General features: G+C 68.4%; 9 protein-coding genes. 7 read left to right on the top strand and 2 right to left on the bottom strand.

Features of this window, described 5'->3' with window-relative positions:
• Positions 1 to 19: 19 nt before the first annotated feature.
• From ACOQFS_RS01185 to ACOQFS_RS01170, 4 genes are all read left to right on the top strand, one after another.
• Complete coding sequence (locus ACOQFS_RS01185; RefSeq protein ID WP_421561160.1) at positions 20 to 1600, top strand: MFS transporter; 1581 nt, start codon at positions 20 to 22, stop codon at positions 1598 to 1600.
• A 32-nt stretch (positions 1601 to 1632) separates the two neighbouring features.
• A complete protein-coding gene (gene hemE / locus ACOQFS_RS01180) occupies positions 1633 to 2745 on the top strand; it encodes a uroporphyrinogen decarboxylase (protein ID WP_421561159.1) in 1113 nt (370 codons plus the stop codon).
• Between the two features lie 702 nt (positions 2746 to 3447).
• Complete coding sequence (gene priA, locus ACOQFS_RS01175; protein WP_421561158.1) at positions 3448 to 5613, top strand: replication restart helicase PriA; 2166 nt, start codon at positions 3448 to 3450, stop codon at positions 5611 to 5613.
• A 161-nt stretch (positions 5614 to 5774) separates the two neighbouring features.
• A complete protein-coding gene (locus ACOQFS_RS01170; protein WP_421561157.1) occupies positions 5775 to 6059 on the top strand; it encodes a cupin in 285 nt (94 codons plus the stop codon).
• A 22-nt stretch (positions 6060 to 6081) separates the two neighbouring features.
• On the opposite strand, the gene ACOQFS_RS01165 is transcribed toward ACOQFS_RS01170, so the two are convergent.
• Positions 6082 to 7035 carry an AEC family transporter gene (locus tag ACOQFS_RS01165; protein WP_421561156.1) on the bottom strand — a complete coding sequence of 318 codons (954 nt, stop codon included), beginning with the start codon at positions 7033 to 7035 and terminating at the stop codon, positions 6082 to 6084.
• A gap of 113 nt (positions 7036 to 7148) precedes the next feature.
• A complete protein-coding gene (locus ACOQFS_RS01160; RefSeq protein ID WP_421561183.1) occupies positions 7149 to 8336 on the bottom strand; it encodes an ABC transporter substrate-binding protein in 1188 nt (395 codons plus the stop codon).
• 431 nt (positions 8337 to 8767) lie between these two features.
• Here ACOQFS_RS01160 and ACOQFS_RS01155 point away from each other — a divergent pair, with 431 nt between their 5' ends.
• The 3 genes from ACOQFS_RS01155 (at position 8768) to ACOQFS_RS01145 (ending at position 12580) form a co-directional block, all read left to right on the top strand.
• Positions 8768 to 10846 carry an ATP-dependent helicase gene (locus tag ACOQFS_RS01155; RefSeq protein ID WP_421561155.1) on the top strand — a complete coding sequence of 693 codons (2079 nt, stop codon included), beginning with the start codon at positions 8768 to 8770 and terminating at the stop codon, positions 10844 to 10846.
• Positions 10847 to 11006: 160 nt separating this feature from the next.
• The gene (locus tag ACOQFS_RS01150; protein ID WP_421561154.1) at positions 11007 to 11357 is read left to right on the top strand and encodes a hypothetical protein; all 351 of its coding nucleotides are present in this window, start codon (positions 11007 to 11009) and stop codon (positions 11355 to 11357) included.
• Positions 11282 to 12580: a phospholipase A gene (locus ACOQFS_RS01145; RefSeq protein WP_421561153.1), complete on the top strand. Its 1299-nt coding sequence runs from the start codon at positions 11282 to 11284 to the stop codon at positions 12578 to 12580. Before ACOQFS_RS01150 ends, ACOQFS_RS01145 begins: the two co-directional genes overlap by 76 nt.
• The last annotated feature ends 256 nt before the right edge of the window (positions 12581 to 12836 follow it).

The following is a 12836-nucleotide window of genomic DNA, read 5'->3' as shown; positions in this document are numbered from 1 at the left end:
GGAAGCGAACCCCACGACCATGTCCCAGACCTCGAACTCCCTGTGGAGCCCCCTGCGCCAGCCCGCGTTTCGGGGCCTGTGGATCTGCGGCGGCATCTTCTTTGTGGGCAGCGGCATGCAGAGCATGGCCGCCGCCTGGCTGATGGTGGAGCTCACGGGCTCGTCGTTTCTGGCGGCGCTGGTGCAGACAGCCGTTTTCTTGCCGATGTTTTTGCTGGCCCTGCCCGCAGGCGTGCTGGCCGACACCACGGACCGCCGGCGCCTGATCTCCGGCGCGCTGCTGGCACAGGTGGCCGCCTGCGCGCTGCTCACGCTGCTGGTGCTGGGTGGCTGGGGCGGGCCCGGGGCCGTGCTGCTGCTCGTGTTCGTGTGCGGCTGCTGCACGGCCATGCTCACGCCGGCATGGAACTCTTCGGTCATCGACCCCGTGCCGCGCGACGAATGGCCGCAGGCCATCACCGCCGTGAGCATTGCCTACAACGCCGCGCGCGCCGTGGGCCCCACGCTGGCGGGGCTGGTGTTTGCGCAGCTGGGCGCTGGGTGGGTGTTTGCCATCACGGTGACCACCTCGCTGGTGATGTGGGAGTCCATCCGCCGCTGGCCGCCCAAGGAACACCCGCCGTCCAAGCTGCCGGCCGAACGCCTGTGGGGCGGCACCCTGAGCGGCCTGCGCTTTGCCTGGCACTCGCGCATGATCCTCGCGCAGCTGGTGCGGGTGATGGCCTTCAGCGCCGCAGGCTCGGCCCTGTGGGCGCTGCTGCCGGTGATTGCCCAGCGCCTGGGCACGGGCGCACCGGGCTTTGGCTTGCTGATGGGCTGCATGGGCACGGGCGCGGTGGCCGTGGGGCTGGTGCTGGGGCGGCTGCGGGCGCGGTTCGGGCTGGAGGCCATCGTGGGCACGGGCGGCGTCGTTTTCGGCGCGGCCATGCTGGTGGCGGCGCTCACCCAGATCGCCTGGGTGGTCTACATCGCCATGCTGTTTGCGGGCGCGGCCTGGATGTCGGCCATGTCCACCTTCAACACCGCCACGCAGGCGAGTGCGCCGCAGTGGGTGCGCTCGCGCGCGGTGGCCATGCACATGGTGGCGGCGCTGGGTGCGTTTGCGATGGGCTCGGCGTTCTGGGGCGCGGCGTCGGACATCGTGGGCCTGTCGCCCACGCTGTGCGCCGCCACCGCGCTGATGGTGGCCGGTCTGCTGCTGGCGCGCCCCATGCCGCTGCGCATGGGCGCGCTGCATGAAGTGACCCAGGCCACGCCCTGGGACGAACTCTTCATCGAGGCCGAGCCCCTGCCCGAGGCCGGCCCGGTGGCTGTGGAGGTGGGCTACCGCATCGCCCCCGGCACCGACGCCGCCTTTCTCGACACCATCAGCCGCATGAAGGCGCCGCGCCGGCGCGACGGCGCCACCTTCTGGCGCGTGTACAAGGACCTGGGCGACCCCTCGCACTATGTGGAGCGCTTCATCGTCGAGTCCTGGGCCGATTACCTGCACCAGCGCGCCCGCGCCACCATGGCCGACCAGGCGCTGGAAACGGAGGTGCGGGCTTTCTTGGCGCCCGGCGAGGTGGTGCGCATGTCGCACTACATCGCCGAGCGCTGACCCTGGGGGGAAGCGCCTGCGACAATCGGTGCATGACTTTCGCCCCCCTGCAAAACGACACCTTCCTGCGCGCCTGCCGCCGCCAGGCCACCGACTACACCCCCCTGTGGCTGATGCGCCAGGCCGGCCGCTACCTGCCGGAGTACAAGGCCACGCGCGCCCAGGCGGGCAGCTTCATGGGGCTGGCCACCAATGTGGACTACGCCACCGAAGTGACCCTGCAGCCGCTGGAACGCTTCCCGCTCGATGCGGCCATCCTGTTCAGCGACATCCTCACCGTGCCCGACGCGATGGGCCTGGGCCTGTCATTTGCCGAGGGCGAGGGCCCGCGCTTTGCCAAAGTGGTGCGCGATGAGGCCGCCGTGGCCGAGCTGGCCGTGCCCGACATGGACAAGCTGCGCTATGTGTTCGACGCGGTCACCAGCATCCGCAAGGCGCTCAACGGCCGTGTGCCGCTGATCGGCTTTTCGGGCAGCCCCTGGACGCTGGCCTGCTACATGGTCGAAGGCAAGGGCAGCGACGACTACCGCCTGGTCAAGAGCCTGATGTACGCACGCCCCGACCTGATGCACCGCATCCTGGCTATCAATGCCGACGCCGTGGCCGCCTACCTGAACGCCCAGATCGACGCGGGCGCCCAGGCCGTGATGATCTTTGATAGCTGGGGCGGGGTGCTGGCCGATGGCGCCTTCCAGGCATTCAGCCTGGCCTACACCCGGCGCGTGCTGGCGCAATTGAAACGCACGGGCGTGGACGGCACCGACGTGCCCCGCATCGTGTTCACCAAGGGCGGCGGCATCTGGCTGCCCGAGATGAAAGACCTGGACTGCGAGGTGCTGGGCCTGGACTGGACGGCCAACCTGGGCGCCGCCCGCGCCATCGTGGGCGGCCAAGCGGGCGGCCCTGGCAAGGCGCTGCAGGGCAACATCGACCCCAATGTGCTGTTTGCGCCGCCGGCGCAGATCGAGCAGCAGGTGCGCCATGTGCTCGACAGCTTTGGCGCCCCCCACACCGACCGCAGCACCACCGGCCCCACCCACATCTTCAATCTGGGCCACGGCATCAGCCAGTTCACACCGCCCGAGCATGTGGCGGCGCTGGTAGAGGCGGTGCACAGCCACTCTCGGGCGCAGCGCCGCGGCTGAGCGTGGGCCGTAGCCCGGCAAAGCCCCGCACTATCGGAGGTCAGTGGACGATGACTTATGCACAAAAGCGGGGCATCGGGCTTGCGCGCGGGGCGCGCGCAACTGGTTTCTTCAAATACTTTTCCAAAATGCTAAGTGCTTGAATTTGCTGGGTTTTTAAACCCTGCTTTTTTGACAGGCATTCCAGCGAAAGCACGGATTTTCAAGGGCTTGCAGGCCAAACACAGTGGATATCAACAAAGTTATCCACAGAAATTCTGGATTTCTTTCATTTACCGAAACAAATCAAGCACTTGGGACGCATATCGGAGAAAGCGCTGAACATCGGGGGCCCCGCGCTAGCACAGAAATGGGGCTCAAAAATCCCTTGACGCGCCCGGCCTGTTCGACTTATGCACACGAATCTTGATGCGGCGCAGCATTGCCCGCTCTTGCCGCAGGAACGGCCAATCGATTCAAAAATCTCTTCAAGCCATTGATTCATAAGGATTTTTTCTCTTTTCCATTGCCAAAGCCCGTGCCAGCCTGCCCCCGCATCCTGGGTGTTGCAGCCCCATGCGCCTGCGGATGTCAACAAAGTTATCCACAGAATGCGGCAGGCAAGCCGGCGGGCGGCCGCAAATCAAGCACTTAGCGTGTAAAGCTCCACCGCACTGTCGTCCGTGCGGCCCCCATCGCACCGCGTACCCAGAGACCTTTCGCATGCCTTCGTTCACCGTCCCCGTGGCCCTGCACACGCCTTCGCACAGTGGCGTGGGCGACCTGCTGAGCTATGCCAGCGACCGCCCGCTGGCGCCCGGCACCCTGGTGCGCGTGCCGCTGGGCGCGCGCGAGGTGCTGGGCGTGGTGTGGGACGCGGAAGACGCCACGGGCGAACTGCCCGAAGGCGCCAGCCTGCGCGCCATTGCCGGTGTGCTGGACGGCGTGGCCCCGCTGGACCGCCCCTGGCGCCGCATGGTGGCGTTCGCTGCGCGTTACTACCAGCGCGCGCTGGGCGAGGTGGCCCTGTCCGCCCTGCCCCCGCAGCTGCGCGACCTGGGCCCCGCCCAGCTGGCCCGCCGCCTGCGTCGCCCGGTGCCGGCCGCCGAGCACGGCGATGACGCTATACAAAACATAGCACTCAGCCCAGAACAGGAAAGCGCTAGAGCCCAAATTTCTTCAAATCCTGGCCCCTTCCTGCTGTTTGGCAGCACCGGCAGCGGCAAGACCGAGGTGTACCTGCGCTGTGTGCAGGAGGCGCTGGAGTCGTTGGAGGGCCTGGAGGCCGACGACCGCAACGGGATCCCGGCGCAGGCGCTGGTGATGGTGCCGGAGATCAACCTCACGCCCCAGCTGGAAGAACGCTTCACCGCCCGCTTCGCACCCCGCTTCGGCCGCCAGGCCGTGGTCTCGCTGCACAGCGGCATGACCCACCCCCAGCGCCTCAAGAGCTGGCTGGCCGCGCACAGCGGCACGGCGCGCATCGTGCTGGGCACGCGCATGGCGGTGTTTGCGAGCCTGCCGGGGCTCCGGCTGATCGTGGTCGACGAGGAGCACGACCCCAGCTACAAGCAGCAGGAGGGCGCGCGCTATTCCGCCCGCGACCTGGCCATCTGGCGCGGGCGCGAGCAGGGCGCCAAGGTGATCCTGGGCTCGGCCACGCCGTCCCTGGAAAGCTGGCACGCCAGCCGCCCGCCCACACCCGAAGACCCCGGGGGCGGCCGCTACCTGCGGCTGCACATGCCAAGTCGCATAGGGTCAAGCATCGGCGCCGGTGCCCTGGCCCGCGTGCGCCGGGTGGACATGAACCAGCAGCCCCGGCGCACCGTGTTCAGCGCGCCGCTGCTGGCCGCCATCACCGAGCGCGTCGCGCGCGGCGAGCAGAGCATGGTGCTGCTCAACCGCCGGGGCTACGCGCCCGTGCTGCACTGCGTGGACTGCGGCTGGAAAAGCGACTGCCCGCACTGCAGTGCCCACCAGGTCTTCCACAAGACCGACCGCACCCTGCGCTGCCACCACTGTGGCTACACCGTGCGCGTGCCCCGCCACTGCCCCACCTGCGGCAGCGCCGACATCCACCCCATGGGCCGGGGCACCGAGCAGCTGGAGGAACAGCTGGCCACCCTGCTGCGCAACGTGGTGCGCCCCGACGGCCAGGCCGCCCGCGTGGCCCGCATCGACGCCGACACGACCAAGGCCAAAGGGGCGCTGGAGGCCCAGCTGGCGCAGGTGCATGCGGGCGAGGTGGACGTGCTGGTGGGCACGCAGATGATCGCCAAGGGCCACGACTTCCGGCGCATCACCCTGGTGGCCGCCGTGCAGCCCGACGGCGCGCTGTTCAGCAGCGACTTCCGCGCGCCCGAGCGCCTGTTTGCCCTGCTGATGCAGGCCGCCGGCCGCGCCGGGCGCGACGCCGCCTATGTGGCGGCGCAGGGCACGCGCAGCGAGATGTGGGTACAGACCTGGCACCCGCAGCATGCCGTGTACGAGGCGCTGCGCCAGCACGACTACGAAGCCTTTGCCGCCCGGCAGCTCAAGGAGCGCGAAGAGGCCGCCATGCCGCCCTTTGCCTACCAGGCCCTGGTGCGCGCCGACGCCCGCACACAGGACGTGGCCCAGGGTTTTCTCACCGGCGCCACCGCCGCGGCCCATGCGGCACAGCTGCCCGGGCTGCCTGACGGCACCGTCATCCTGTTCCCGCCCGTGCCGCTCACCATCCAGCGCGTGGCGAACGTGGAGCGTGCCCAGATGCTGCTGGAAAGCAGCAGCCGCACCACGCTGCAGCGCTTTCTGGCCGCCTGGCAGCCCGTGCTGCAGGCCACGCGTGCCCAGCCCGAGCACAAGGGCCTGGTGCGCTGGCTGGTGGATGTAGATCCGCTGGTGATTTGACCGCGTGGGGGTGATGCGGCCGCAGTCTTGCTGATTCCATCGCGCCCCGCAGCGGCACCAGCACGAAGCGCCCAGCGCCTACACTGGCGTGCCCAGGATGGTTAACACGCCCTCGCCACCCGGTGCCAGCCATCCCTCAAGCCCCGCAGGAGACAAGCCCCATGACCCCCGAACAATTTGCCCAGGAACTGGCCCGCGAAGGCTTTGAGCCCCCTGTCACGGTGACGCGCGAAGCGGCCGGCATGCTGGGCGACCACACGCATCCGTTCGAGGCCAAGGCGCTGATCCTGTCGGGCGACATCCGCATCGCGACGGCGACGTCGGAGCGCGTGTACGAGGCGGGCGAGGTCTTTCACCTGGCCGCGGGCGAGCCGCACTCGGAGTTCTACGGCCTGTTTGGCGTGCAGTACCTGGTGGGGCGCAAGACGCCGCCGCCTGCGGCCTGACCCCCTGCGGGCTTGGTGCCGCTCAGGTCAACAGCGCCACGCCGGCGGAGAAGCTGAGAAAGGCCAGCGCCGTCGACACCAGGATGATGCGCGCCACGCGCCCGTTGTTGGCACCGAACTTCTCGGCCAGCAGCGACACATTGCTGGCGCTGGGCAGCGCCGCCAGCAGCACCAGCACGGTGAGCGCAAACGGCGTGAGCGGGACGCCCAGCGCGATGGCGACCGTGCCCACGGCCCACACCAGCAGCGGGTGCACCAGCAGCTTGGCCAGTGCCACGGGCACGTACAGGCGCGCCGGCACCTGCTCGTGCTGGTTCATCTGCGATCGGGCCAGCACCGCGCCGATGGTGAACAGCGCCACGGGCGAGGCCGCGTCGGCCAGCATGGCGATGGTCTTGTCCACGGGGCCCGGCAATGTCCAGTGCATGGCCGAGGCCAGGGCGCCCAGTGCGATGGCCCAGGGCATGGGGTTGGTGGCCATGCCCTTGAAGGCGTTCTTCAGCGCCACACCCACGCCATGCGTGCCCGCGCCGTCCAGCCGCGACAGCGCAATGCACAGCGAGCTGGTGATCACCATGTCCACCACGATGGTGACGATGGCCGGGCCCGCGCTTTGCGCGCCCACCAGCGCCACCAGCAGTGGCACGCCCATAAAGCCGGTGTTGGGGAAGGCCGCCACGAGCGCGCCGAAGGCGGCATCGTTCCAGCCGATAGGGCCGCGCCGCGTGAGCGCCACGGTGCCCCCCACCATGATGAGCGCGCACAGGCCGTACACGCCGGCCACGGCCGGGTCCAGCAGCTGGCCGATGGGGGTGCTGGCGCCAAAGCGGTACAGCATGCACGGCAGCGCGAAATACAGCACAAAGGTGTTGAGCCCCGGAATGGCCGGCTGCGGCAGCACGCCCCGCCGTGCAGCCAGATAGCCGCAGAGCACCAGCGCGAAGAAGGGGAAGGTGATGAGGAGGACGGACAGCACGGCGCTATTGTCTGTGCAGCGCCGCGCGCCTTTGGCCCCGGCGGGTGCAGCGGTCAGCGCAAAGTCAGGCGGCTGCCGTCGCGCACGGCGAGGCGCTCACGTTCGGCAGCGACTTACTGCTTGCGCTGGATGATGAGGTTGCGCTTGGCGTCCTCGGGGTAGGCAAAGGTGATGGCGCCGTTCTTCACCTGCCCGATGACCAGCATGTTGCGCGTGATGGCGTCCTTGTCCTGTACGCTGAACGGCTTGTCGTAGGTGGAGACGACGCCGTAGTAGGTCTTCATGCGGCCCTCCAGCGACTCCTTGATGGCCCGCCCGTTCAGGTTGCCGTCGCGGATGCCCAGGAAGGAATACATGAGCAGATAGGTCGCGTCGTACGCATTGGCGGCCGCCATGGGCACGGCCACCTTGCGCTGGTACTTGCGTGTGTAGTTTGCAAGAAAGGACGCGCGCCGCTCGTTGCTGGGTTCGGCAATGAAGGTCTGCACCATCAGCGCACCTTCTGCAGCGTCCTTGGCACCTTCGATGAAGTTGGGGAACGACAGCGGCCACGCGCCCACCTGCGGCACCTTCCAGCCCAGGGCCTTGCGGCCATTGGCGATGACGGCGTTTTCGGGCCCCACGGTGTAGCTGTAGACCACGTTGGCGCCCGCGGTGCGCGCGGCCGCAAGTTCTGCGCTGAGGTCCTTCACGCCCAGGTCGAAACGCGCAACGTGCACGGGCTTAAGGTTCTTGGCAGCCAGCGCCGCCACCACGTCGTTGTAGCCGCCCTCGCCGTAGCCTGTCTTGTCGGCAAAGATGGCGACCTTGTCCCAGCCGCGCTTGAGGATGTCGTCCACCATGAACGGCGCCTGCAGTGCGTCGCGGGCCTGCACCCGGAAGATGTAGCTCTCCGGCGCCGGGTATTTGGCCGTGACGGCAGTGCCCGACGAACAGGGCACGATGAGCGGCGTTTTCGCGTCCTGGAACAGGTCGATGGACTTCAGCGCCACTCCGGTGTTGCAGAAGCCGATGGTGGCCACCACCTTCTCGGCCAGCAGTTCCTGGCTCACCTTGCGGCCCTCGTCGGGGTTGGCCTTGTCGTCCTTGACCACCAGCTCCAGCGGGCGGCCGAGGTAGCCGCCCACGGCATTGATCTCGTCCACCGCCAGCTGGATGCCGTTGAGCATGGGCACGCCAAAGTCGGCCGATGGCCCGGTGAACGGGCCCACCACGCCGACGCGCACGGGTGTGCTGCTGCCCAGCTGCGCCCGCGCGGGCAGCGCCGCCAGCGCTGCCGCCACGGCCACCGTGGCCGCCATCGCCGCAGCGACCCAGGGGCGTGCGCTGCTGTCGGCGCCGTGCGCTTTCAAGTGCGCTGGCCCGTGCATTGAATGCACCGATTTCAGCGGGCGCAGCGGGAGCAACAAGGGCGAGGCGAGCGTGTCGTCAGCAGCGGCGGGCAGGGGTGTCATGGCGGGTCTCCGTACATCGACCGCGCGCGGCGGACGCACGGTGGGGGCAGACACCAGTATCGAAGTGGCGCGCAGCGGCGCCCTAGCGGGGTTTCCCGCAGCGCCCGGCACTGCGGGCCGGGGCCGTAAGCACCTCGTCAGCCCGGGCAGCGGGCGGGCCCGCCGGTATCATTGCGCGCTTTGACGGCGGGGCGCTCGCGCTGGCCCGCCCGCGCGCCGCGCCTGCGTCCGCTGCGCCCCCTGCCGCCCCTCCCTCGCTCTGCTTGCTGCTCTCCCCCATGTCTGCCGGTCTCAATCTCGCCCAGCTTCAGGCTGTCCACTACACCGACGGGGCCTGCCTGGTGCTGGCCGGCGCGGGTTCCGGCAAGACGCGGGTGATCACGCAGAAGATCGCCCACATGATCGAGAAGGGCATGGACCCCAGGCGCATCGCGGCCATCACCTTCACCAACAAGGCAGCATCGGAAATGCGCGAGCGCGCGGGGCACCTGATCGGCAAGCGCGCGAGGGACGTGCTGATCTGCACCTTCCACGCGCTGGGCGTGCGCATGGTTCGCGAGGACGGCCATGTGCTCGGCCTCAAGCCGCAGTTCAGCATTCTTGATGCGGACGACGTGACGGGCATCCTGAAGGAAGCCTCCGGCGGCACCACCGACATGGCCACCGCGCGCCAGTGGCAGTGGGTGATCAGCAAGTGGAAGAACATGGGCCTGAACTCGGCCGAGGCACTGGCCCAGGCGGCGGACGACAACGAACGCATCATCGCCACGCTGATGGCGCGCTACGAAGAGCGCCTGACGGCCTACCAGAGCGTGGACTTTGACGATCTGATCGGCATGCCGCTGCGCCTGCTGAGGGACTTTCCGGAGGTGCGCGCCAAGTGGCAGGCCGCCCTGGGCCACGTGCTGGTGGATGAATACCAGGACACCAACGCCACGCAGTACGAGCTGCTCAAGCTGCTGGTGGGCGACAACGGCCACTTCACCGCCGTGGGCGACGACGACCAGAGCATCTACGGCTGGCGCGGCGCGACGCTGGACAACCTCAAGAAGCTGCCGGTCGACTTCCCCCACCTCAAGGTCATCAAGCTGGAGCAGAACTACCGCTCCACCAGCGCCATCCTGCGGGCAGCCAACAACGTGATCGGCCCCAACCCCAAGTTGTTTCCCAAGACGCTGTTCAGCGAACTGGGCGAGGGCGAGCCTGTGCGCGTGGTCGATGCCGACAACGAGGAACACGAGGCCGAGCGCGCCGTGGCCCGCATCCAGAGCCTGCGCGCAGCCAGCAACCCGCCGCCGGACTGGAAGAGCTTTGCCATCCTGTACCGCGCCAACCACCAGGCCAAACCGTTTGAAAAGGCGCTGCGCAAGGCCAACATTCCCTACAAGGTGTCGGGCGGCACCAGCTTCTTTGACCGGGCGGAAATCAAGGACCTGTGCGCCTGGTTCCGCCTGTGGATCAACAACGACGACGACCCGGCGTTTCTGCGCGCCATCACCACGCCCAAGCGCGGCATCGGCCACACCACGCTGGCGGCCCTGGGCGCCTTTGCCACGCAGCACAAGCAGAGCATGTTCGGCGCGCTGTTCAACGGCATGCTGCCTGCTGCTGTGCCCAAGCGCGCCATGGATGGCCTGCACGAATTTGGCCGCTACATCAACTACCTGGAGTACAGCGCCCGCCGCACCGTGGGCGCCGAAGACGCCCGCGCCTTTCTGAACGAATGGCTCAAGGAAATCGGCTACGAGCAGCACCTGTACGACAACGAGGACAGCGAAAAGGTGGCCGCCGCCCGCTGGAGCAACGTGATGGAATTCTGCGACTGGATGGCGCAGCGCGCGGGCGGGCAGATCGACGACACCGCAGGCGCCGTGGTGGCCAAGGAAACCAAGAGCCTGCTGGAGGTGTCGCAGACCATCGCGCTGCTCTCCACCATCAGCGAGCGTGAACAGGAGCAGGACATGGTCACGCTGTCGACCCTGCACGCCAGCAAGGGGCTGGAGTGGCCCCACGTGGTGCTGGTCGGCGTGACCGAAGGCATGCTGCCCTTCAAGCTGGATGACGACGAAGGCCGCCAGCAGAAGGTGACCGACGACACCCTGCAGCGCCTGCAGGAAGAGCGCCGCCTGATGTACGTGGGCATCACCCGCGCCCAGCGCACGCTGGCCGTGAGCTGGACCAAGCGCCGCAAGAAGGGCCGCGAGTACGTGGCCGCCCAGCCCAGCCGCTTCATCGCCGAAATGGGCCTGGACAAGGCCACGGTGCGCGAAGACCCGCGCGAGAAGCTCAAGGCCCTGCGCGCCGAATTTGCCGCCAAGGCCAAGGCGCAGGCCGGCAGCGCGCAGCCGACACCCTGACCCGAACGATATGGCCACGCCGTACCCCTCCCGAATTCGCCCCAGCCCCGCAACGCGGATGTTCTGCGCCGTTGTTTTCATGGCCGCCAGCGCTTGTCCTACAAGCGCCGGGGCCCAAACCGACCCAAAATCCACCGCCGCCTGCCCGGCAGCGGCCGCGATGGACCACCGCCACCTGCAGGGCCGCTGGCGGGCCGAGCTGGCCGCCACGGACAATGCACCCGCCGCCACGGCCGTGCTGCAGCTGGGAGCACACCCCGAGCTGGCACAGAGCGTGCGAGGCAGCGTTCAGCGCGGCGCAGCCACGGCGCTGGTCAGCGGCGATGTGGATGACGGCGACCTGACCCTGGAAGAATCGAACAACGGCACGAACATCAGCGCCACCTGGATCGGCCGGGTGGTGGATGGCAGCTGCGGCAAGGAAATACGCGGAACATGGAACAACGCACAACCGACCCCCACCACCCCCTCGGCCCCCTTCGTGCTGCGCAAGCAGTCCGGCTGGCAATGAACGGCGGCTCACCCGCTGCGTCCAGCGCGGGCTCTGCGGCGCGGATGCTGCTGGCCGCAGCGCTGGCGGCATCGGCCGGCGGCGCGCTGGCGCAACCCTCCACACCGGTGGTTCCCAAGCAGGTCCCCTCGGGCGCGGGTACCGGTTCGGGCGCTGGTTCAAGCGCCGACAGCGCGCTGCGCCGCTGCACCGCCATGACCACCGATAACCAGGCCCGCCTGGCCTGCTTTGACCAGTGGGCGGCGCAGCAGGCCTGGCAGGCGCCCGGGGCCTCGGCCGCAGCCGATGGGGCTGCCGTGCCCTCGCCGGTGGACACCACACTGCCTGCCACCCGCATCATCGACGTGGCCCGCGTGGACGGCTGCCGCGACACACAGTACAGCGACCTCTCGCGCTTCTGGGAGCTGGAGTCGGGCTCCGACTGCGGCACCTTCAGCTTCCGGGGTTACCGGCCCATCACCGTGTCGGTGGTGGGGGCCAGCAATGTCAACCGCCAGCCCACGTCGGACGCCGAGGGCAATTCGGCCACCGAGTCGACGCCCTACCGCCGCGCCGAAAACCGCATCCAGCTGTCGGTGCGCACCAAGGTCGCGCAGGGCCTGCTCACGCAGGGCCACCCCACGCTCAAGGATTCGGTGTGGTTCGGCTACACCCAGCAGTCGTACTGGCAGCTGTTCACGCCAGAGATCTCGCGCCCCTTCCGCGCCACCGACCACGAACCCGAGGTGATGTATGTCTACCCCACCACGGCCGAGTTGCCGTTTGGCTGGAAGTGGCGCTACAGCGGCATCGGCCTGGTGCACCAGTCCAACGGACAGAGCAAGCCGCTGTCGCGCAGCTGGAACCGCGTCTATCTGATGACCGGGATGGAGCTGGGCAACCGCGTCAGCGTGAACGCCCGCATCTGGAAGCGCATTCCCGAAAGCTCGGGCAGCGACGACAACCCCGGCATCACCGATTACATCGGCCGCGGGGAGCTGTCGGCGTTCTGGAACTACGACCAGAACAACACGATCGGCGCCACGCTGCGCCATTCGCTGGCCCGCAGCGACCGCGGCTCGGTGCGCGTGGAATGGCTGCAAAGCCTGGGCACGGGCCTCTTTGGCGGCAAGAGCAACCTGCGCCTGCACACGGCGCTGTTCAGCGGCTACGGCGACAGCATGATCGACTACAACCGCAAGCGCACCGTGTTCAGCCTGGGGGTGAGTCTGGTGGATTTTTAGCAGAGACATCCCCCTGAGCGGCTGCGCCGCTTCCCCCTTCTCTCGAATGGCTGGCGCCATTCGGGAAGGGGGACGCAGCCCTCGCTGCGGGGCGGCCCTTGCTCGGCTGCCCTGGTTTGGGCCGCGCGAGTTTCGTAGCATCCGCCAATTTCAGATCAAATCTGCCTGACTATGTACATGCCTCAGATGCCTGCCCCCCATCCGTTCGGGCTGAGCTTGTCGAAGCCGGGGCGCCCTTTGCCAGCAGCCCTTCGAC

This window comes from Paracidovorax sp. MALMAid1276 (assembly GCF_049198005.1).
Taxonomy (GTDB): Bacteria; Pseudomonadota; Gammaproteobacteria; order Burkholderiales; family Burkholderiaceae_C; genus Acidovorax.
This window is presented reverse-complemented; position numbering and strand designations above follow the sequence as displayed.